Consider the following 21,652-nt stretch of genomic DNA (forward strand, 5'->3'; position numbering starts at 1 on the left):
CACCGACCGAACGGCGAATACCGTGGCGACCACAATGGGCGTACACGGCGGTCGTACCGCTGTTCGCCCTGCTGGCGGGGCTCATCGGCGCGTTCCCGATACCCGCGCACGCGGTGGGCCCCGTCGCTCCGCCGCAGGCCGTACCAGCGACCGTTCAGGAACACTCGGCCGCGACCTACAACAATCGGTACGGCACCAGATGGCGGGGGGAGATCTTCGATCTCGCCCAACGTGTTGACATTCTCGCGCTGCAGGAAATCCGGGACGCGGAACCGGACGATCCGGACATCGTGCCCGAAGCATCGATCAACACGAACGGTTTCGAGGTCCAGAGGTACCGATGGGAGGTGTTTCCCGCCTGGACAGGCGGCACTCGCACCATCTACCGGGTCAGGACAGCCACCCGTGAAGAACGCTCGCTGGCCCTCGTGGTGCCCCGGAGCATCGACAACGCTGCGGCGCCCGTGGTGAGGGTCATCCCGCCTCAGCCGGAGAACAACGGCCAGGTGGCTAACGATGCCAAGCCCATCCTGGGCGTCAAGCTCGCGGACGGCACGTGGTACTACTCCATGCACGCCACCAACAGGGCAGCAGGCTTCCATGAGCGGAACAACGTGCCGGCCGCCATCCAGGCGGTCACGGCGACGGGCGACGCGAACTGGGCCCTGATGGGCGACTTCAACCGCGAGCCCGGGTCGCTGTCGATGGCGCAGGTGTTCGGCGACGGCCGTCGGCTCGTCAGCTCCGGCATGATGACCTACTCCAGGAACCGCCCGACCTCCGAATACGACTACATGATCGCCCGGGGGCTGCCGGCCGACCACCAGTACACGGCGCGCCGCCTCGGCTACGTGGAGGAATCGGACCACTTCCCGGTGATGTTCAGCAAGGACCCGCTGCGTCGCAAGGACGAGACCTGTCGGCCGAACGTCCCGTCCCCGCCCCGAGCAGCGGCCGCGTCCATGATCTCCCTCGCGGCGGCCGGCGTCCCCGCTGACGTCCCGGCCGGCGTCCCGGCCGACAGCGCGCCGCCGACGGCCTCCGCTTCCGCCGCCACAGCCCGGGAGCCGCAGCACGGGAAGGTCTCCGTCCTGACCTCCGGAGCCGCCGGCCTGGTCGCCGACGTGCCGGACGCCTCGCCCGCTCCGGGCAGCCCGGTACGGGCCGCCGCCCCCGACTGCTCCGCCGGGCAGAGCTGGGCGACCTGGCAGAAGGCGGACGACACCTGGGTGATCGAGACCGGCCGGACCAACGGCACCACCCCGGCCGGACAGGGCAGCGTGCTCAGCGTCCCCGCGTACGGTGACCGGCTGGCCGTGCGGCCGATCGAGAACGACGCGACGAACGGCAAGCCCGACGGCAGCCCCGGCCAGCGCTGGCGCTTCGTCGCCGACGGCGCGGGCGGCTACCGCATCACCACGGCCACCGACGGCCGTTGCCTCACCCTGGACGGCACCGCGCTGACGGTGGCGCCGTGCGACGGCTCCGACCGGCAGGGCTGGCACCTGTCCGTGCCGTGCTCCGGCGCCGGCCACACCGTCCCCGGCTTCCCCGACCTGCCGTGGCCGACCGTCGCGGACCGCCCCGAGGTGACCTGGCCGTCGCTGCCAGGGCACCCGGCGATCCCGTGGCCGTCCGTCCCGGGCTTCCCGGGCGTCCCGATGCCCGGCCACCCCGACCTGCCCGAGCTGCGCGGGCCCGGCTTCCCCACTCTGCCCACCACGGCGTGGCCCGCCGTCTCCGGCCACCCCGAGGCGACCTGGCCGGCCGTCCCCGGCTCCCCGACCGTCCCGTGGCCCGCCATGCCGGGCCACCCCGGCGTCCCGTGGCCGGTGCTGCCGCTGCCCGGCAACGGCAACGACGACGGCAGGGCCCTGATCCCCGGGCTGCCGAGCGCCACCGACCCGGCGATCCCGGGGCACCCGGACCTGGCCTGGCCCACCGTGCCGGGATTCCCGCAGGTGAAGTGGCCCTCGGTGCCCGGCTCCCCGAACGTGCCGTGGCCGGGCCACCCCGACCTGCCGGACGCGCCGGGGACGGACGGGCCCTCGCTTCCGGACGTCACCTGGCCGACGCTCCCGAGCATCCCGCTCTGGCGCTGGCCGTCCGTCCCCGGGTTCCCCACCGTCCCGTGGCCCTCCCTGCCGGGGCTGCCGGACGTCCCGTGGCCCACGACCACCGGCTTCCCGAACGACCCCGCCGCCTGGTCGAACCCGCCCAAGTCGCCGGAGGAGCCTCCCAAGTGCAAGCGGAAGGACCAGCCGGACGGCAACACCCCTGGCGGTGACAACGGTTCCACCGGCGGCCGTCCGCCGGTGCCCGCGCCTCCGGGGATCTCGCTGCCCGGGTTCCCCGTTCTGCCCATGTTTCCGCCGATCTTCGGCGGCCCGTCGACTCCCAGCGGCCCCAACAACGGCACTGGCCCCGACGGCGGCACTGGCAACGACGCCGGGACCGGCGCATACCTCCAGCCGGGCACCGGGGACACCCTCGTGCCCGACGTCCGCGGCTCCAGCACCGTGGCGGGCAACGCCGTCCAGGCCTACGAGCCGAACGGCACGGACGCGCAGAAGTGGGTGTTCTGGGACCGCGGCAACGGGAACTGGGCGATCGAGACCCGGCTCACCTACAACCGCGCCTCCGCCGCCGAGCGCATGCTGCTGGCCCACGACACCGGCCGGCACGAGAGCGTGCTCGCACCGGCCGCCGCGGACGGGCAGCCCGGCCAGCTGTGGCAGTTCAGGGACGCCGGGGGCGGCTGGACGAACGTCGTCAGCGCGGCCGGCGGCTGCCTGACCCAGCGCGGCGCGCACGAGGTACTGGCCGTCCGCGACTGCGACGGCAGCGCGCAGCAGAAGTGGAAGCTCTCCGGCACCGTGCCGACGACCGGGGGCGGCAACGGCAACAACGGCGGCAGCACGGGCGGTGGCGGCACCGGCGGCCAGCCGCCGCTGGGCGCCGGTGGTGCGCAGCCCGTACACAACCGGACGGTGGTACTGCAGTCGGGCAACGGCGGCCTGCTCGCGGACCTCGACGGCGCCAACACCGCCGCCGGGACCCGCATCAAGGCGCAGGGCCGCAACGGCAACGACGCGCAGAAGTGGACGCTGTGGCAGAAGCCGGACAGCCGGTGGCTGATCGAGACGAAGCTCGGCGGCGGCATGGTGATGGACCACAACCCCACCACCCACCGCACCCATCTCATCGGTGCGCAGGAGGGCAACGCCAACCAGCTGTGGCGGTTCACCGACGCCGGGGGCGGCTGGTTCACGGTCGTCAGCGCCGCCGGCAACGGCTGCCTCACGGCGGCGGCCGACGGTGCGGAGCTGGCGATCCTCGGCTGTGACGGCACCAACGCCCAGAAGTGGCGCCTGACCGAGGCCGTCGACAACCCGTCGACCGGCGGTGGCACCGGTGGCACCAGCGGTGACGGTGGCGGTGGCGGTGGCGGGAACTCCGGCGGCGCGGCCGCGGTGCCGGTCTACTCGGCGCTGCCGTCCAAGTGCCTGGACGTCACCGCCGGCAACACCGCGAACAACACCCCGATCGACCTCTACGACTGCAACAACACCGCCTCCCAGCAGTGGACCCCGACCGCGACCAGCGGCGGGCTCGTCCTGAAGGCGTTCGGCAAGTGCCTGGACGTCGCCGCCGGCAACACCGCCGGCGGCACCCGGGTGGGTCTGTACGACTGCAACGCCAGCGCGGCGCAGAACTGGCGCCAGGGCGCGGACTCCTCCCTGGTCAACCCGAACTCGGGCAAGTGCCTGGACGTCGTGGGGGGCAACTCCGCGAACGGCACCGCACTGCAGATCTGGGACTGCAACGCCAGCGACGCGCAGCGCTGGGGCCTGGGCACCGTCCCGCCGCGCGCCCCGCAGCGGCCCGCGCAGCAGCCCGGCACCACCCCGGTGGTGAGCCCCGGCGTCGGTTCGTCGCAGGTCGCCACCCTGCGCTCGGCGAACAACACCATGGTCGCGGACCTCGACGGCGCGAACACCGCCTCCGGCACCTCGATCAAGGCGCTCGGCTCGAACGGCAACGACGCGCAGCGCTGGGCGTTCTGGCCCACCGCGAACGGGCGCTGGATCATCGAGACGCTGCTGACCGACGGCAAGGCCGCCGCCGGCCAGGGCATGGTCATGGACCACGACCCGGGCACCCACCGCGCCCACCTGATCCGGACGATGGACGGCAACGCCAACCAGCACTGGGCCTTCCACGACGCCGGAGGCGGCTGGTTCTGGATCACCAGCGACACCGACAGCGGCTGCCTGACCGCCAACAACGCCGGTGAGCAGCTGGGCATCTGGGCCTGCGACGGCTCGGACCGCCAGCGCTGGCGGCTCGACAACATCCAGAACGGGCCCACCCCTGGCGGCGGCTCCGGCGGAGGCGGCGCCGGTGGGAACACCGGCGGCTCGTCCGGCGGTGGCGGTGGGAACAACGGCGGGAACAACGGCGGCTCGACGGGCGGAGGTTCGACCGGCGGCGGGAACGCCGGCAGCGGGGGAACCCCGCAGGCGCCCGGGGGCAGCGGGGTGCGCCACGGCGTCACCACCGTCCTGCGCTCCGGCAACAACGGCCTGGTCGCGGACCTCGACGGCGCCAACACCGCCGGCGGCACCCGGATCAAGGCCCTGGGCGGCAACGGCAGCGCCGCACAGCAGTGGATGCTGTGGCAGAAGCCCAACAACCAGTGGCTGATCGAGACGAAGTTCGCCGGGGCGATGGTGATGGACCACAACCCCAGCACCCACCGCACCCACCTCACCAGCGCCCAGGAGGGCAACGCCAACCAGCTCTGGCGCTTCCAGGAGAGCCAGAACTTGCCCGGCTGGTACCGGATCATCTCCGCGGCCGACAACGGTTGCCTCACCGCCGTCAACAGCAGCGAGGACCTCGCCGTCTGGGCCTGCACCTCCTCCACCGCCCAGTGGTGGAAGCTCGACGACTCAGCGGTCACCGGAGGTGGCGGTGGGAACACCGGCGGTGGCGGTACCGGCGGAGGCGGAGGCGGCGGGAACACCGGCGGCGGTGGCGGAGGAAGGGACCCGCGCTTCCCGGACAGCATCCAGCTCCCCCCGGTCTGCAACGGGCGGCAGTCCTCCGACTCGTGGATGTGGCACGGGGACACCCTGTGCCCAGGGCAGAGCCTGGAGTCCTCGGCGGCGGAGCAATCCACCCGGCTCGTCATGCAGCAGGACGGCAACCTCGTCGCCTACTACACGCAGGGCGACGCCATCGGCGACCACACCTGGCCCGTATGGGAGTCGAAGACCGTGGGCTGCGGGGCCAAGGCCGTCATGCAGGACGACGGGAACCTCGTCGTCACCGCCGCCGACGGGCGGGTCTGCTGGGCCTCGGGAACCAATGGCCGCAATGGCGCCTGGCTGATGGTCAGCCCCCTGGGCGACGTCCAGATCCTGCAGGCCGGCGACGCCACCGGCGCCGCCATCGACGGGGCCCGCGCGGTGGCCGCCGCAGGAAAGGGCGACTTCCTGGAGGCCTTCATCTACGCGCTCCAGGCGATCATCAAGGGCGTCCCGAAGGTGCAGTGGCAGACGAACACCGGACACCCGCGCCTGGTGCCGCCCAAGTGCGTCGTGACAGGAGGCCGGGTCATCCCCTGCACCTGACCTTCCTCCCGCGGGCGGCCCGCGGGCGCCCGGCACCCGCCGGGTGTGTCCGGACGCGCCGGCCTCTCGGAAGCCGGCCCGGTGGCCTCCACCCCGCTCTCGGGGTGGAGGCCACCGCCGTGTGCCCATCGCCGTGTGCCCACCACCACGTGCCCACCGCCGCGTGCCCATCGCCGACGGCCTCGCCGGCCCGCTCCCGGAGGGGGCGTGGCCGGAGGCGCGGTTCAGCGGATCGGGGCGGCCCGCAGGGGGAAGTGGCAGGCGGCCAGGTGGTCGTCGGGGCCGAAGGCGGTCAGCGGTGGCTCGACCTCCGCGCAGATCTGCTGCGCCGCCGCGCAGCGGGTGCGGAAGCGGCAGCCGGACGGCGGGTCGATCGCGGACGGGAGTTCCCCGGCGACGCCCCGGCTGCTCTTGGCCTTCTCCACCACCGGGTCGGCCACCGGGATGGTGTCCAGCAGGCCGCGGGTGTAGTGGTGCACCGGCCGGGCGTACACCGACGGCGCGGGGCCGATCTCCACCAGTTTGCCCAGGTACATCACGCCGATCCGGTCGGACAGGTACCGGACCACGGACAGGTCGTGCGAGATGAACAGGTACGACAGTCCGAGTTCGCCCTGAAGGTCGCTCATCAGGTTGAGCACCTGCGACTGGATCGACACGTCCAGGGCCGAGACGGGCTCGTCCGCGACGATGAGCTTGGGGCGCAGGGCCAGCGCGCGGGCCAGTCCGATGCGTTGGCGCTGGCCGCCGGAGAACTCGTGCGGGTAGCGGTCCAGGGCGGTGAGCGGCAGGCCGACCAGGTCGAAGATCTGCCTGATCCGCCGGTCGCGCTCGGCCTGGCCGTCGACCCGGTGGATGTCCAGCGGCTCGCGCATGATCGATTGGACGGGCATCCGGGGGTTCATCGCCGCGTAGGAGTCCTGGAACATGAGCTGGACGTCCCGGCGCAGTCGGCGCCGCTCGGCCCGTGGCACCAGGGCCAGGTCCCGGCCCTCGAACACCAGGCTGCCGCTGGTGGGCCGCTCCAGGCCGACGATGAGCTTGCCGACGGTGGTCTTGCCGCAGCCGGACTCGCCGACCAGGCCGAGCGTCTCTCCCCGGCGGACCGTCAGGGAGATGTCGGCCACGGCGCTGACCGCGCCGACGGCCCGGCGCAGGATCAGGCCGCTGGTCACCGCGTACTGCTTGACCAGGTTGTCGATGCGCAGCAGCGGTTCGGCCGGCGCGTCGTCGGGCACCGCGGGGGCCTGGACCGCCAGGGCCCGTACGGCCGTCGCCGGGGGCGGTGCCACGGCGGCGGGGCGGCCGCCCGGCTCGGCCTCGCCGACCGGGAAGTAGCAGGCGTAGCGGTGTTCCGGGGCCTCCCCGGACAGCGGCGGCTCCTGCGCGTGGCACCGCTCGGTGGCGTAGCGGCAGCGTGCGGCGAACCGGCAGCCGGGCGGCGGGGTGGTCAGGTCCGGCGGCAGGCCGGGGATCGAGTAGAGCCGGCCGCCGGACTCGGCGAAACGTTCCGGCAGCGATTCGAACAGTGCCTCGGTGTACGGGTGGCGGGGGTTGGTGTAGAGCTCCTCGGTGCCGGTGGTCTCGACGACCTTCCCGGCGTACATGACGGCGATCCGGTCGGCCCGTCCGGCGATGACGCCGAGGTCGTGGGTGACCAGGATGACGGCCATGCCGAGCTGCTGCTTGAGGTGGTCGATGAGTTCGAGGATCTGCTTCTGGACGGTGACGTCGAGGGCGGTGGTCGGCTCGTCGGCGATGAGCAGCTTGGGCTCGTTGGCCAGGGCCATGGCGATCATGGCCCGTTGGCGCATCCCGCCGGACAGTTCGTGCGGGTAGACCAGGGCCCGCTGGGCCGGACTGGGCATCCCCACCAGGGACAGCACCTCGACGGCGCGCTCGTGCGCCTCCTTCCGGGAGGCCCGGCGGTGGATGCGCACGGACTCGGAGATCTGCCGGCCGATGGTCATCGTCGGGTTGAGCGAGGTGGTCGGGTCCTGGAAGATCATCCCGATGTCGTTGCCGCGCACCCGGTCCATCTTCTCGGGGCCGAGCGCGAGCAGGTCGCGGCCGTCGAGCAGGACCCGGCCGTCGACGACGCTGCCGCCGTTCGGCAGCAGCTGCATGATCGACATGGCGGTCATGGTCTTGCCGCAGCCCGACTCCCCGACGATGCCGAGGGTCTCGCCGACGTCCACCGCGAGGTCGACGCCGTCCAGGGCGTGCACCACCGAGCGCTTCAGCCGGATCTCGGTGCGCAGGCCGGTCACTTCGAGGAGCGCCACTGCTGATCCTCCGTCGGGTTCACCGCTTCTGCAGCCGGGTTTCGAAGGCGTCGCGCAGGGCGTCGCCGATCACGTTGAAGCACAGGATGATCAGGATGATCACGGCGGCGGGCGGATAGATCATCCACCAGCAGCCCTGGCCGGCGAAGGTGGTGCCGACGTCGAGCATGCCGCCCAGGTCGTTGTTGGGGGCCTGGAGGCCCAGCCCGATGTAGCTGAGCGTGGACAGGGCGAAGACCGCGTCGGCGATCGAGAACGTGGTGTTGACGATCGTCGTCCCGATGGTGTTGGGCAGGATGTGCTTCAGCACGATCCGCCGGCCGCCCGCGCCCATCATCCGGGACGCGGACACGTACTCGCGGACCTTGATGGCCAGGGCCTCGCCGCGGACCAGGCGGGTGATGCCGAACCAGGAGGTCAGGCCGACCTCCAGGATCAGCATGGCCTTGCTCTTCCCGTAGACGCTGCTGAGGTAGATCAGCAGGAAGATCAGCGGGAAGGACATGAAGGAGTCGATCACCCGCATCATCAACGCGTCGATCCAGCCGCCGAGATAGCCCGCGACCGCGCCGTACAGCGCGCCGAGGACGGCGGCGATCAGACCGGCGGCGAGGCCGATCTCCAGGCTGGTCTGCCCGCCGACCATCACCTTGCCGAGCTCGTCGATGCCGTCGTTGTCCGTGCCGAGCGGGTGCCCGGCGCCCGGCGGCAGGGTGACGGCGGAGAGGTTCACCACCGAGGTGTCGGCGTGGTAGAACAGCGGGCCGAGGAAGCAGAAGGCGATGATCGAGACCAGGACGGCGACGGCGACCAGGGCCAGCCTGTTCTCGGCGAAGACCTCCGCGCCGCGCCGGAGCATCGAGCGGGGCCGCCCGGCCGGCTCCCCGCCCGGGGCGGAGGCGGGCCGACCTTCCGTGGTACCGGGTGTCAGGGCCATCAGGTGAGCCTCACTCGTGGGTCCAGCACGGCGTAGCCGAGGTCGGCCAGCAGCGAGCCGACCACGGTGGTCACCGCGGTGAGCAGGGTGGCCGCCAGGGTGATGCCGTAGTCGTTCTGCAGCGCGGCACGGGTGGTCAGCAGGCCGATGCCCTGGATGTTGAAGACGTACTCGACGATCAGCGCGCCGCCGACCAGCGCGGGCAGCGAGAGACCGACCAGCGTGACCATCGGGATCAAGGCGTTGCGCAGCACGTGGCCGTACAGGGTGCGGCGCCGGGAGGCGCCCTTGGCCTGGGCGGACCGCACGTAGTCCTGGGTGATCTGGTCCAGCACCCCGGAGCGCATGTAGCGGCTGTAGCCGGCCACGGTGGTGACGGTCAGGGTCAGGACGGGCAGGCAGACGGCCCCGGGGTGGGTGAGCGCGTCGCCGAAGGTGGCCACCTGGTCCTGCACCGAGACCCAGTGCAGGTCGTCCTCGAACCACTGCTGGATCAGGAAGCCGATGAAGAACGTCGGCACGCCGTAGGCGACGAAGGAGAACACCGTGAAGGCGTGGTCCAGCACGCTGTTGCGGCGGGTGGCCTGGAGCAGGCCCGCCGGCACCGCGATCAGCAGCGCGAGCAGCAGCGAGGCGCCGACGATGTAGGCGGAGGCGCCGAGGGCGTTGAACAGCAGGTCGGAGATCGGGCGCTGCTGGATGTAGTCGAAGCCCAGGTTGCCGTGCAGCAGGCCGTCCAGCCAGGTCCAGTACTGCACGTAGACGGGGCGGTCCAGACCCATCTGCTGGGTCAGGTGGGCGATGTTGGCCGGGGTGGCGTGGGAGCCGAGGATCGCCCGGACCGGGCCGCCCGGCATGAGCTGCATCAGGCCGAAGGAGATGACGGTGACCATCAGCACCGTCAGGAGGGCCTGGAACAGCCGTCGGATCAGGTAGGCCGTCACCGCCGCCCCCCGAGGGGGGCAGCGGCGACGCCGTTGCGGATGGCCGTCATTTCGTGTAGTACCAGTACTCCGGCTCGTAGCCCTGGAAGGGGTCACCGGCGTCGAGGTGCAGCTTCTTGGTGACCTCGCTGATCGCGAGCGTGTTGGGGGTGTAGATGACCGGCTGGTCGCCCGCGATGTAGTCCTCGTAGGCGTACAGGTCGTTGACGTCGCTGCCGGTGGTGGTCTTGACGATCAGCTGGTCCAGCTTCGGGTCGGAGAAGCTCCAGACGTTCGGCCCGGCTCCCGTGGCGAACAGCGCGTCGCCGGTCGGGTAGTAGTCGGGGGCGTAGACCCAGCCGCCGTAGAGCAGGCCCTGCCACTGGCAGCCGGCCGGCTGGGCGGCGCTGCAGGCCACACCCTCGTTGCCGATGGTGTTCTGGGTCTGGCTGACCATGGTGATGCCGATGCCCGCCTTGGCCGCGTCCGAGCGCATGTCCGCCGCCATGGTGTCCAGCGCGGCCTGGCCGGAGGGGTAGTCGAGCGTGAACGCGGCCTTGGTGCCCGCCGCGATACCGGCGCCGCACTGGTTCGGGCCGGTGCCCGGGTCGGTGCAGGTGGCCGGGACGCTGTCGGTGTTCCAGCCGTGGCTGCTCAGCAGCTGTTTGGCGGCCGCCGGGTCGTACGTGGCGCGCTCGGACTGGCTCTTGGGGGAGAGCGGGTTGCCAGCCGGGAGGCTGGGCACGGCGCCGGTGCTCGGGTAGCCCCAGCCCTTCCAGATGCCGTTGATGATGCCCTGCTGGTCCACGGTGTCCTGGACGGCCTTGGTGAAGTAGGGCTGCTTGAACAGCGGCCCTACGGCCGGGTTGGCGAAGTTGATCTGGTAGTACGAGATCTCGTCCAGGTAGGTCGGGGCCGGGATGTAGTAGCCCGCGCTGCTCAACGGGTTGCCCGCGTCCGGGTTCTTGGCGTTGAAGGTCGGGGAGTTCTCGGCCGGCAGGTAGCCGACGTCGATGGCGTTGGCGCCGCCGCTGCCGGCCTTCAGGTCCGCGTACTCCGTGGTGGCCGAGGTGTACGGGACGAAGTCCACCTCGTCGAGGTGCGGCTTCTGCGGCCCCGAGTAGGCGGGGTTCGGCACGATCCCGTACGCACCGGAGGTGCCGTTGTAGTTCTTGAGCTTCCACGGGCCGTCGACCACCGACCACAGCGGGCTGCCCGCGAAGTCGCCGCCCTTGGTCGACTGCGCGCTGAGGTAGGCGTAGTCGGCCGCGCAGTCCTTCGCGGCGGCGTCCGAACCGAACGCGTCGCTCGCGCAACTGCCCTTCTGCCCCTGGCCGGTGAGGTCCCAGGCGAGCGGCATCGGGGTGATCTGGCTGAGCTCGTCGTCGGTGAACCAGGTCTGGTTGACCGGGGTGTTGAGGGTCAGCGTCAGGGTCTGTCCCGAGGCGGTCGCCGAAGCCACGTTGTCCGGGAAGTACTTGGCGCCGATCGCCGGGTTCGGCGGGGTGTAGTAGCCGCTGTTGGACGACTCGGCCTTGGCCATGTTGATCCAGAACAGCACGTCCTGGGCGTTGACGTCCTCACCGTTGGACCACTTCCACGGCTTGACCTGGAGGGTGACGGTCCTGCCGTCCGCGCTCCAGGTGGGCGCCTCGCCGAGGGACACCTCCGGGTCGAGGGCGACCTTGTCGTTCAGGCCCCAGTAGTACAGGGGGCGGTAGAACAGCTCCTGGAACTGGCTGGTGTTCACCGTGGTGACCTGGGCCGGGGAGTCGAACGGCCAGATGGCGTCCGGGAAGGTGGAGGGCGCCTCGGCGACCCGCACCACACCCCCCTGCACCGCCGCTCCGGCCGGCCCCGGGTTGCCGCTGCCGCCGCCCCCACCGCCGCCACTGCAGGCCGCGGCGGTTGCCACGACCGTGACCAGCGCCACCACCTGCGCGAATCTGCGCGCTCCTGCGGACTTCGTCATCCTTGACTTGCCCCTCTCCCCCACGTGAACACCACGAGTTCTTTCCTTGCGCGACCTGACGGTTCGCCGACGCGGGCATGGCGGTGCCGTGGCCGGGCAAGGTGAGCGGCTTTCCCGACGGCGGGAAGGCACCGGCGTCCGTGGGCTTCAGCCGCTTGCCGCGTGCTGGCCCTGCCCCGTCCGGTGCTACCAGTTAGACCGATTTTTCGAACAGAGAGAAGCCTTGGGGACGACTCGTGTTCGTCAAGTTTCCATCAAGGAAAGGATCTTGAGGACGCGCGTGGTTCTCGCACCGGGACCGGCCGGAGTTCTTACACGCCTTTGCCGTCGCTCTGCCGAACCGCTGACCGGCACCCGGCAGGGTCGTGCCCACACCGACCGCAGGACGTACGGAGGGCACCACGATGACGACGAACACGGCGACGAACACGGCGGCAGGGACGACCGGCACGGCGACGGACGCGACCGCGAGCCGGGCGAAGGAGCCGGCCCGCCGGGGCGGGCTGGCCGCCGCCGCGCTGGCGGTGCTGGCCGCAGTGCTGCCGGTCACCACCGCCTCGCCCGCGCAGGCCGCCCCCACCGGGGCGGCGGGCCGGCCCGCGTGGTGCCCGACCGTCCCCGGGCACCAGGTCGACTGCACGACCATGCGCCGCCCGCTGGTGGCGGACGAGCCGCGCCTGGGCGGCATCGGCGTGAGCTACGCGGTGGTGCGCCACAGCCGCCCCGGCCCGGCCCGGGGCACCATCGCGTTCAACCCCGGCGGCCCCGGCGAGACCCTCATCGACCGCGCCGACCAGGTGGCCGGGGCACTGCAGGGGGTGCTGGACGACTACGACCTGCTCCTGCTGGACCCGCGCGGCACCGGCCGCTCCGGCCGGCTCCCCTGCGACGTCACCGAGGCCGACTACCGCTTCGCCCCGCGCCCCGCCCAGCGCGAGCTCGTCGCCGACTGCGCCGACGAACTCGGCCCGCGCGCCCGCGGCTACACCAGCGCCGCCACCGCCGACGACCTCGATGCCGCCCGCGCGCGCCTGGGCGCCCCGAAGCTGGTCCTGTACGGCCTGTCGTACGGCACCTACCTGATGCCGGTCTACGCCGACCGCCACCCCCAGCGGGTCGAGTCGATGGTGCTGTCCGGCGCCTACCCGCTCGCCTTCGACTCCCTGGCCCGGCCCGGCGCCCAGCAGGTCTCCCTGACACTGCGCCGGATCTGCGAGCGCAGCGGGGCCTGCGACCCGGAAGGCGCCGTCCGCGACCTCGCCGCCACCACCGAGCGGCTGCGCACCCGCCCGCTGGTGCTGACCGCCTCCCTCGGCGGCAGGCCGCGCACCGTGGTCTTCAGCGAGGACAAGCTCGCCGACCTGATGTACGAGCCCGCCACCCGAGGCATCGGCCTGCACCCCGAGGAGCCCGGCCTGCTCGGCGCGCTGCCGGCCGCCCTGCACGCCCTCGCCGCGGGCGACGAGGGGCCGCTGGCCGCCCTGGTGCGCGCCGAGGTCGAGCACACCGGCACCGAGGACCAGGCCTCCTTCCTGGCCGTCACCTGCAACGACTACGCCCGCGCCTGGGACCCGGCCGCCCCGCCCGCCGAGCGCCGCCGCCAGTACCGGGCCGCGCTGGCCGCCGCCGACCCGGCCGACTTCGGGGCGTTCAGCGTCAAGGGCTGGACCGAGGGGCAGACCGACGGCGGCGACAACTGCCTGTCCTGGCCGCGCCGCGGCACCGCCGACCCGCAGCCGACCGACCTGGAGAACGTGCCCGACGTGCCCGTCCTGGTGCTCTCCGGGGACCTCGACACCAACACCCCCGAGGCCAACTCCCGCCTCTCCGCCGCCCAGTTCCGCCGCAGCGCCTTCGTCTCCGTGCCCAACAGCGGGCACGTCCCGGAGATGGAGTCCACCGGCTGCGCGGTGGACATCTCCACCCACTTCATCCGCACCGGCGCGGTCGGCGACACCTCCTGCCTCGCGCACATCCCCCCGGTGCCCGTCGTCCCGGTCCCCCGCTGACCCGCTGCCCCCCTTGACCGGCCGCCTGACCCGCGGACCGACCACCCCCGACCGGCATGACCACGCCCGCCACCAGCGAAGATGACACCATGACAGATCCCACCGCCGCCCGGCGCACCGTCCTGGTCGTCGAGGACGACCCCGGCGTCCGCAACACCCTCGACCACCTGCTGCGCTTCGAGGGCTACCGGGTGCTCACCACCGCCGACGGACAGGAGGCCCTGGAGCTCCTGGAGCACCGGCGCCCCGACCTCGCCGTGGTGGACGTGGTCATGCCCCGCCTCGACGGCCTCGCGCTGTGCCGGATGCTGCGCCAGCGCGGCGACCGCCTGCCCGTCCTGGTCCTCACCGCCCGCCACCAGCTCGGCGACCGGGTCGCCGGGCTCGACGCCGGCGCCGACGACTACCTGGCCAAGCCCTTCGCCACCGAGGAACTCCTGGCCCGTATACGCGCCCTGCTGCGCCGCACCGAGCCGCTCGGCGGCGAGAGCGCCGAACTCGGCCTCGACGACCTCGCCCTGGACCCCGGCGCCCGCCAGGCCCACCGCGGCGGGCGCCGGCTCGACCTGACCAAGACCGAGTTCGACCTGCTGGAACTGCTCCTGCGCAACCAGGGCACCGTCCTGACCCGCCACCAGATCTACGAACGCATCTGGGGCTACGACTTCGACACCGACTCGCGCTCGCTCGACGTCTACGTCGGCTACCTGCGCCGCAAGACCGAAGACGGCGGCGCGCCCCGGCTGATCCACACCGTGCGCAACGTCGGCTACACCGCCAGGACCGCCTGATGCTGCGCACCAGGATCGGCCTCGTGGTCCTCGCCTCCGTCCTGCTGGCCATCGCCGTGCCCGTCACCGCCGCCTACCGCGGCGTCAGCACCCTGGTCGCCGACCAGCTCGACCGGAGCCTGGAGGACCGGGCCCACACCGTGCTCGCCGCCCTGGACCTCGACCGCTCCCCGCCCGCACGGCCCGACACCGTCGAACAGCTGCTGCTCCCCGACGGCACCACCCGGCCGCTGGGGGCCCCGGGCGGCCCGGCGCTGCCCGTCTCGGCCCGGGCCCGGGAGGTGGCCCGTACCGCACAGGGCGCCCACCAGGAGGACGCCACCGTCGACGGCACCCCCTACGGCATCCTCACCAAGGCCCGCCCCGACGGGCAGGGCGCGGTGATGGTCGGCCAGACCTACGCCGGGGCGCAGACCGTCGACGACGCGTTCCTGCGCCGCATCACCTGGACCAGCGCCGCGGCCGCGGCCGCCTCCGCGCTGCTCAGCTGGCTCGTCCTCGGCCGGATCCTGCGCCCGGTGCGACGCCTGGCCCGCGCCGCCGAACACATCACCACCACCCGCGACCTGGCCACCCCGCTGCCCGCCGCCGGACGCGACGAAGTCGGCCGCCTCACCCGCGCCTTCGAGGCGATGGTCGGCGCCCTGCGCCGCTCCCGCGACCAGCAGCAGCGCCTGGTCCAGGACGCCAGCCACGAGCTGCGCACCCCGCTGACCTCGGTACGCGGCTGCGCCGAACTCCTCCAGCGCGCCCGCGGCCGGCTCGCCCCCGCGGACGAGGAGCAGATCCTCGCCACCCTGGTCACCGAAACCGTCGCCCTCGACGAACTCGTGCGCGAACTGGTCGAGTTGGCCACCGACCAGCAGACCGTGGAGGACCCGGAGCCGGTGGACCTGACGGCCGCCGCCGAGGACAGCGCCCGGCGCTTCCGGCGCCGCACCGGCCGCGAGATCACCGTCACCGCCGAACGGCCCGTGCCGGTGCGGGCCCGCCCGCGCGCGCTGCAGCGCTGCGTGGACAACCTGGTCGGCAACGCCGTCAAGTTCAGCCCGGACGGCACCCCGGTGGAGGTCCACGTCACCGGCACCCGGCTGGCCGTGCGCGACCACGGGCCCGGCATCGCCCCCGGCGACCGGCAGGCCGTCTTCGAGCGCTTCTACCGCGCCGCCGGCACCCAGTCGACCCCGGGCTCGGGGCTGGGCCTGGCCATCGTCCACGACCTCGTCGCCGCCGACCACGGCACCGTCTTCGCCACCGCCGCCCCCTCCGGCGGCGCCGAGGTCGGCTTCCACCTGCCACCCGCACCGGAGGGCTGACGGCCCGCCCGGAGGTCGGGACGAGGTCAGGACAGCGGGTCGGTGATCTGCGAGCCCGGCTGAACGGCGTGGCCCGTCGCGGACGGGTCGGCGCGTCAGTCGGGCTGTTCGGCGTTGCGGGCGCAGCGGAAGCCGGCGTGGCCGCTGGAGCTGTCAGGGGTGTTGGAGCTGCGGGCGGCGACGCGGTAGCGGTTGCAGTAGGACTTGTGGCACAGGTGGGAGCCGCCGCGGATGACCTTGGCGGTTCCGGTGGCGGGGCCGGTGGGATTGGCCGGGGTGGGGGATGCGGGGTGGTCGGTGGTCCACCAGTCGGCGCACCACTCCCACACGTTGCCGGACATGTTGTACAGGCCGAAGCCGTTCGGTGCGAAGGAGCCGGCGGGGGCGGTGGCGCGGTGGCCGTCCGCGGCCGTGTTCTTCGCCGGGAAGGTGCCGCGCCAGATGTTGCAGCGGTGGGTGCCGTCGGGATCGAGTTCGTCGCCCCACGGGTACCGGGCCTGTTCGAGTCCGCCGCGGGCCGCGTACTCCCACTCCGCTTCGGTGGGCAGGCGTTTGCCGGCCCAGGAGGCGTAGGCGTGCGCGTCGTTCCAGGAGACGTGGACGACGGGGTGGTCGCCGCGGTCGGCGACCGTGCTGCCCGCGCCCTCGGGCCGGTCCCAGGCGGCTCCGGTGACCGCGCACCACCAGGGGGTTCGCTCCACCCGTACGGCGGTGCGCCGCACGGCGGCCGGGAGGAAGCCGGCGAAGACGTAGGACCAGCCCAGGCGCTCGGCGTCGGTGCGGTAGCCGGTGTCGGCGGCGAACGCGGTGAACTGCTCGTTGGTGACCGCGCGGGCGTCGATGAGGAACGGGTCCAGCCGGACCTGCCGCACGGGGCCTTCGCCGTCGTCGGGGAAGCCTTCGGAGTCGTCGGTGCCCATCAGGAACCCGCCGCCGGGCAGGAGGACCATGCCGTCCGTCGGGCCGGCGGGACGCGGGGCCGCGAGGTGGAGCGGGCGGAGCGTGCCGGGGCCTCGCGAGGGCGTGCAGCAGGGCGCCGAGGGCAGGTTCACGGGTTCCTCCGGGAGTGGGTTCAGCCGGCCGTGTGAGGCCGGCCGTGCAAGGCGGGCCGGGTCAGGCGGGCCGGGTCAGGCCAGGGCTGCCCGGCGCCTGAGGTCGAGCTCCCGCTGCACCCGCTGAACGTCCTTCGCGTAGGGCAGGTGGAGCAGCGTCAGGAAAGCGCCGTTGACGAGCATGAGGACCACCAGGACCGCCAGGAACACCGGGCGGAGTCCGACCACCTGGCCGAGGAAGCCGGCGCCCAGGCCGAAGGCGGCCCACGCGAGGGCTTCGAAGACCGAGACGTAGATCGTGAAGGCGGTGGCCCGCAGCTCGGGTGGGGTGACCGCCATGACCATCGGGCGGTTGAGGCTGGGATTGACGCCCTGGGCGACACCCATCAGGCAGAAGAGCAGGGCGTAGGCGCCGATGCCGCGGTAGTGGACCTGGGTGCCCAGGAAGGCGAGGACGGCGAAGGCGACCTGGGCGCCCTGGAGCGCGCCGGGAAGCCCGTGGCGGGGGCTGCGGCGGGTGGCCCAGTCGGCGAGGAAGCCTCCCAGCAGGGTGCCCAGCAGGTATCCGATGCCCAGCGGCATCAGGACGACGGCGGCTCGCTGGGTGGTGAAGCCGAACACGTCCACCAGGTAGACGACGGCGAACGAGGAGAGCAGCAGGTGTCCCGAGAGCAGCCGCGACACCAGGAGGATCGCGAAGCTGGGGATCTTGAACAGCGAGACGACGGTGGCCAGGCCGACCTTCGTCCGGGGCTCGCGGGCGGCCCGGTCGAGGTCCGCGAGTTGCCGCTCGGCCGCGCCGCGGCCGGGGTCGCGGAAGCAGAGCAGCAGCACCCCGCCGAAGAGGATGTTCAGGACGCCGACGCCCCACAGTCCCCAGCGCCAGCCGTCGTGGACTCCCGCCAGTTGCCCGATGAGCGGGCCGAGCACCGAGCCGACCAGCGACAGCGCACCGTAGAGGGCACCGACGGCGCGACCGCGCGACGCCGGGTCGAACAGGTCGCCGATGATCTCGGAAACCAGCGGCTGGGCGGCCGCGTAGCCGGCCGCGAGGACCGTGACGAAGACCAGCAGTTCGGTGAAGTCCCTGGAGAAGCCGGCGGCCACGCCCCACACCCCCCACAGGCCGGTGGACAGGACCAGGACGCTCTTGCGCGACCAGCGGCGTGCCGCCCACACCCACAGGGGGGCCGCGAGCACGCCGATCAGCTTGCCGGCGGCGGTCAGGACGCCGAGCGAGCCGAGGGTCAGGCCGAGGGCGTTTCTGATGACCGGGAACAGGCCGGTGACCAGGCCGGCCTCGGTGCCGTCGACCAGCATGGCGCCGCCGAGGACCGAGAGCTGGGCCCATCGGCCTTTGACCGGGGGCGGGCCGGTCCTCGTGGCGGGCCCGGAGGTGCCCTCGATAAGGTCGGACATGCGCGACTCCACTTCTTCGCATCGTTCGTCACAGGGGCAGTGCGGGGGAAAGGCGGCGTGCTCGCCGGTGACGGGGCTGCAACCCCGTCACCGGTACGTCGTGCGCCGGCTGGTCAGAGAGCGGCGAGTTCCTCGGCCACCCGGCGCAGGGCCGACACGTCGGTGAGGCCGCCGGCCAGGGCGGCGACGTCGATCAGCGGCGTCGGGCCGAGGAACTGCAGGAATTCGGAGTCGACGATGCCGGGCAGGTGCCTGCGCATCACCTCCACGGCGACCGGGTCGGAGATCAGGGCGAACACGGGGGTCCGCAGCGAGAAGCGTCCTGGGGGGTAGTCCTCCGGGTGGGGCAGCGGCTCGGCGGCCCGGTCGGCCTGCTCGCGCTGGGCCCGGACCAGCAGGTGCTCCGCGCCGACCGGGCCCTCGGCCGGCAGGCCGAGGCGCTCGTACTGGCTCGGCGGTGCGTCGCCCGCGCGCATCAGCTCCACCAGCAGGGTCGCCATCCGCAGCTCGGCCGCGTCGTCGACGAGGGGGGTGCGCTGGTCGGGGTCGCCCTCCAGGTCGAACAGCAGGGTGCCGTGCTGGTAGGGGTTGATGAAGGTGCGGCCGGGGACGCGCAGGGTGCGCACGCCCTTGGTGAAGGTGAACGGCTCCGCCAGTTGGAGGTTCGCCAGCTCGGCCGGGGAGAACCGCCCGCGCATGTGGGTGGGCATCAGCGTGTGTTCCAGCAGCGGCGCGTTCTGCGCCGTGGCGGGGGCGCGCATGTAGACGTACCGACCGTCGGTGACGTTGACGTGGCCGCCGTGGATTCCGAACAGGGCCGCCTCCCGCACCGGGGTGTCCTCGGCCACCGGCAGCGGGCGGCCTTGCACGTCCGCGGGGCGCTCGATGCCGAAGTACTCCAGCAGCGTCGGTGCGAGGTCGATCGTCTGCACCAGGGCTCGGCGCCGTTCCCCGGCCTTGCCGGCCCGTGGGTCCCACACGAACAGCGGCAGGTGGACCAGTTCGTTGTACCAGGGCTGGACGGTCTTGCCCCACCAGCCCTTCTCTCCCAGCAGCAGGCCGTGGTCGGTGTTGACGATCAGCAGGGTGTCGTCCCAGAGGTTCTGCTCGTGCATCAGGTCCAGCACCCGTCCGAGGGAGTGGTCGCACATCGACAGCAGCGCCGCGTACTCCAGGCGGGCGTGCTCGACCTGGCCGGGGGTCTCCACCACGCGCTTGTAGTCGGGCCAGTCGAAGTGCGGGCCTTCGTAGTCGTGCGGGTAGAGGTCCTTGAACCGCTGGTGGCTGAAGAACGGCTCGTGCGGGTCGAAGGTCTCGATCTGCACGAACCACCTGTCCGCCTCCCGGTTGGTGCGGACGAACTCCAGGCCCGCGTCGAAGGTCAGCGTCTGCGGGTGGCGGTCCTCGGTCGCCAGGTGCGGGCGGTTCACCCAGTCCTGCCGGTAGGACTCGAACCGGAGCTTCTTCAGGTCCTCGGGGATCTCCGGGTCGGCCACCTGGCCCTTCCACGGGTCGCCCTCCTGGCCGCGGAAGAACTCCCAGGTGTTGTACCGGCCGTGGTAGGTGGCGCCGCCGTCCTCCCAGTAGTGCGGGTGGTCGCTGACCAGGTGGGTGTACACCCCGTTCTGCTTGAGGAGCTCGGGCATGGAGTCGTCGAACGGCTCCAGCGGGCCCCAGCTGCGGTGCAGGAAGTTGTACCGGCCGGTGTGGATCTCGCGGCGGGCCGGCATGCACGGCATCGACCCCGCGTAGGCGCTGTCGAAGGTGACCGACCGCTCGGCCAGCCGCGCGAAGTTCGGCGCGTGAGTCCAGTCCCCGCCGTAGGGCGGCAGCATGTGCCGGTTGAGGCTGTCGAACATCACCATGATCGCCTTCATGCGGCGCTCCCTTCTCCGGCCGGTGGCGTCTTCCGCCCCGGCTGCCACTGTTCGAGACGCCGGAGCATGCGCTCCAGCCAGGCCACCCACGCGTCCATCGCGCCGGCGCCGTACTGGTGCAGTTCCTCGTAGACCTCGCGTGCAAGTTCCTGGTCCAGCTCGGGCAGCGGGTCCTCGAAGCGGACCGTGCGGTCGCGGGGCCGGTTGCGGGCGATCTGCTCGCGCCGGTGGTCCAGTTCGGTGCGGATCAGCAGGATCGCCGCCTCGCGGTCCAGGACCGCGGCGAAGGCGAAGCGGGAGAGGAAGTCCGCGTCCTGGAACCGGCTGGGCGGCTCGTACGGGGAGCGCACCCACTCCATCAGCGCTTCCCGCCCCACCGGCGTGAGCCGGTACACCTTCGCGTCGGGACGCCCCTCGCGCGGGTCGACCTCGAACGCCACCCAGCCGTCCGCCACCATCCGCCCCAACAGGCGGTAGATCTGGCTGTGGTGGGCCCGCGAACGGAGGAACTGGCCCTCCGTCTCGACCCACTTGCGCAGGTCGTACCCACTGAACGGCCGGCCGGCCAGCAGGGCGAGCAGGACGTACTCGAACTGCATCGAGCCCCCTATGTGCGGAATCACTTATGTGCTCAGTGTTCTATCCGCGACACGGGGGTCGTCAACGCGGCGGGCGGTGAATTATCCGACCGTTCATATGAGTTCACGGTGATTCACAGTGCACAGCGCACAGTGCACAGCGCCTGCGCTACCGGCGGGGACGTCGAAACCCGGCGCGGCTGCGACGGAACAGGCCCCTCCCGGGAAAACGGGCGCCCCGTGGCGGTCCGGGCGAACCCGGAACCGCCACGGGGCGGGCCGTGCCTGTCGTCACCGGAGCGGCACGGTCCCCGGCCTGCGCGTCCGGGGCGACCCGGGCGGCCGAAGAGGTGTGCTCAGGAGAGGCGTGCTCAGTTGAAGACCAGGACGTCGGTGCGCATCGGCAGCGCGCTGCCCCAGCCGATATTGATCTTGAACGTCACCAGCCCGTTGCCGGGGGCGATGCTCGACACCTGGAAGGGTGCCGCGCCGACGAACCGGTTCCCGTTGCCGTCGATCTCGGAGGCCGTGATGACGACCGTCGAGTCGATCCCGATGACGTTCCAGGCGATCTGGAGGTTGAACGTCCCGTTCCCCGGGGTCCACGTCCACCACCCCCGCCACACGGCGCCGACGTTGCCGCCGATCGCCGCGAGGCCCTGGTCCCGGTCTGCGGGCTGCGAACTGCTCGCGATCCGCGGCACCTCGATGGAGGAAGATTCGGCTGCGGCCATGACGGCTCCCCTCGCGCCGGGAGAGCTCCCATGAGCTCCCCGATACTTAGAGTGTCCAGTAATGTGCACAGCGTAACAATCACTCGTGCGAGTGAACCTCCGGCGCGCCTCCCCCGGTAC

At 72.4% G+C, this 21,652-nt stretch carries 13 protein-coding genes; 4 read left to right on the forward strand and 9 right to left on the reverse strand.

Annotation, left to right across the window (positions count from 1 at the left end; genetic code table 11):
- Positions 1-506 precede the first annotated feature (506 nt).
- Positions 507-5,639 carry an RICIN domain-containing protein gene (locus tag AB0P03_RS24620; protein ID WP_363630754.1) on the forward strand — a complete coding sequence of 1,711 codons (5,133 nt, stop codon included), beginning with the start codon at positions 507-509 and terminating at the stop codon, positions 5,637-5,639.
- Between the two features lie 224 nt (positions 5,640-5,863).
- Here the strand turns inward: AB0P03_RS24620 and AB0P03_RS24625 are convergent, their stop codons facing one another.
- The 4 genes from AB0P03_RS24625 to AB0P03_RS24640 are packed head-to-tail and all read right to left on the reverse strand — an operon-like array spanning position 5,864 to position 11,756.
- Positions 5,864-7,924, reverse strand: a complete 2,061-nt coding sequence (locus AB0P03_RS24625; RefSeq protein ID WP_363630756.1) for an ABC transporter ATP-binding protein — start codon at positions 7,922-7,924, stop codon at positions 5,864-5,866.
- A 19-nt stretch (positions 7,925-7,943) separates the two neighbouring features.
- Positions 7,944-8,861, reverse strand: a complete 918-nt coding sequence (locus AB0P03_RS24630) for an ABC transporter permease (protein ID WP_363630758.1) — start codon at positions 8,859-8,861, stop codon at positions 7,944-7,946.
- Positions 8,861-9,805, reverse strand: a complete 945-nt coding sequence (locus AB0P03_RS24635) for an ABC transporter permease (protein WP_363581283.1) — start codon at positions 9,803-9,805, stop codon at positions 8,861-8,863. The genes AB0P03_RS24630 and AB0P03_RS24635 overlap by 1 nt, the downstream gene beginning before the upstream one ends.
- A gap of 46 nt (positions 9,806-9,851) precedes the next feature.
- Positions 9,852-11,756 (reverse strand): ABC transporter substrate-binding protein, encoded by a 1,905-nt coding sequence (locus AB0P03_RS24640; protein WP_363630760.1) that lies wholly within the window; start codon positions 11,754-11,756, stop codon positions 9,852-9,854.
- Between the two features lie 404 nt (positions 11,757-12,160).
- Between AB0P03_RS24640 and AB0P03_RS24645 the strand changes: the two genes are divergently transcribed.
- The 3 genes from AB0P03_RS24645 (at position 12,161) to AB0P03_RS24655 (ending at position 15,872) form a co-directional block, all read left to right on the forward strand.
- On the forward strand, positions 12,161-13,765 hold the full coding sequence (locus AB0P03_RS24645; protein ID WP_363630762.1) for an alpha/beta hydrolase: 1,605 nt from the start codon (positions 12,161-12,163) through the stop codon (positions 13,763-13,765).
- A gap of 89 nt (positions 13,766-13,854) precedes the next feature.
- Positions 13,855-14,556, forward strand: a complete 702-nt coding sequence (locus tag AB0P03_RS24650) for a response regulator transcription factor (protein WP_363630764.1) — start codon at positions 13,855-13,857, stop codon at positions 14,554-14,556.
- Positions 14,556-15,872 (forward strand): HAMP domain-containing sensor histidine kinase, encoded by a 1,317-nt coding sequence (locus AB0P03_RS24655; RefSeq protein WP_363630765.1) that lies wholly within the window; start codon positions 14,556-14,558, stop codon positions 15,870-15,872. Before AB0P03_RS24650 ends, AB0P03_RS24655 begins: the two co-directional genes overlap by 1 nt.
- Before the next feature lie 95 nt (positions 15,873-15,967).
- On the opposite strand, the gene AB0P03_RS24660 is transcribed toward AB0P03_RS24655, so the two are convergent.
- The 5 genes from AB0P03_RS24660 to AB0P03_RS24680 all read right to left on the reverse strand — a co-directional run bounded on the left by AB0P03_RS24660 (position 15,968) and on the right by AB0P03_RS24680 (position 21,532).
- Positions 15,968-16,822 carry a formylglycine-generating enzyme family protein gene (locus tag AB0P03_RS24660; protein ID WP_363630825.1) on the reverse strand — a complete coding sequence of 285 codons (855 nt, stop codon included), beginning with the start codon at positions 16,820-16,822 and terminating at the stop codon, positions 15,968-15,970.
- 177 nt (positions 16,823-16,999) lie between these two features.
- Positions 17,000-18,343, reverse strand: coding sequence for an MFS transporter (locus AB0P03_RS24665; protein WP_363630767.1), 1,344 nt, complete (start codon positions 18,341-18,343; stop codon positions 17,000-17,002).
- 113 nt (positions 18,344-18,456) lie between these two features.
- The gene (locus AB0P03_RS24670) at positions 18,457-20,220 is read right to left on the reverse strand and encodes a sulfatase (RefSeq protein ID WP_363630768.1); all 1,764 of its coding nucleotides are present in this window, start codon (positions 20,218-20,220) and stop codon (positions 18,457-18,459) included.
- On the reverse strand, positions 20,217-20,819 hold the full coding sequence (locus AB0P03_RS24675; RefSeq protein ID WP_363581269.1) for a PadR family transcriptional regulator: 603 nt from the start codon (positions 20,817-20,819) through the stop codon (positions 20,217-20,219). The genes AB0P03_RS24670 and AB0P03_RS24675 overlap by 4 nt, the downstream gene beginning before the upstream one ends.
- 350 nt (positions 20,820-21,169) lie before the next feature.
- On the reverse strand, positions 21,170-21,532 hold the full coding sequence (locus tag AB0P03_RS24680) for a hypothetical protein (protein WP_363581267.1): 363 nt from the start codon (positions 21,530-21,532) through the stop codon (positions 21,170-21,172).
- Positions 21,533-21,652 lie beyond the last annotated feature (120 nt).

It is taken from the genome of Kitasatospora sp. NPDC088779 (assembly GCF_040685395.1).
Lineage (GTDB): Bacteria > Actinomycetota > Actinomycetes > Streptomycetales > Streptomycetaceae > Kitasatospora.

What these genes read in the sequence shown, in the direction of transcription:
- AB0P03_RS24630 (WP_363630758.1), bottom strand. Translation starts at nt 8,861, where the DNA reads ATGGCCCTGACACCCGGTACCACGGAAGGTCGGCCCGCCTCCGCCCCG.
- AB0P03_RS24640 (WP_363630760.1), bottom strand. Translation starts at nt 11,756, where the DNA reads ATGACGAAGTCCGCAGGAGCGCGCAGATTCGCGCAGGTGGTGGCGCTG.
- AB0P03_RS24645 (WP_363630762.1), top strand. Translation starts at nt 12,161, where the DNA reads ATGACGACGAACACGGCGACGAACACGGCGGCAGGGACGACCGGCACG.
- AB0P03_RS24650 (WP_363630764.1), top strand. Translation starts at nt 13,855, where the DNA reads ATGACAGATCCCACCGCCGCCCGGCGCACCGTCCTGGTCGTCGAGGAC.
- AB0P03_RS24655 (WP_363630765.1), top strand. Translation starts at nt 14,556, where the DNA reads ATGCTGCGCACCAGGATCGGCCTCGTGGTCCTCGCCTCCGTCCTGCTG.
- AB0P03_RS24660 (WP_363630825.1), bottom strand. Translation starts at nt 16,822, where the DNA reads ATGGTCCTCCTGCCCGGCGGCGGGTTCCTGATGGGCACCGACGACTCC.
- AB0P03_RS24665 (WP_363630767.1), bottom strand. Translation starts at nt 18,343, where the DNA reads ATGTCCGACCTTATCGAGGGCACCTCCGGGCCCGCCACGAGGACCGGC.
- AB0P03_RS24670 (WP_363630768.1), bottom strand. Translation starts at nt 20,220, where the DNA reads ATGAAGGCGATCATGGTGATGTTCGACAGCCTCAACCGGCACATGCTG.
- AB0P03_RS24675 (WP_363581269.1), bottom strand. Translation starts at nt 20,819, where the DNA reads ATGCAGTTCGAGTACGTCCTGCTCGCCCTGCTGGCCGGCCGGCCGTTC.
- AB0P03_RS24680 (WP_363581267.1), bottom strand. Translation starts at nt 21,532, where the DNA reads ATGGCCGCAGCCGAATCTTCCTCCATCGAGGTGCCGCGGATCGCGAGC.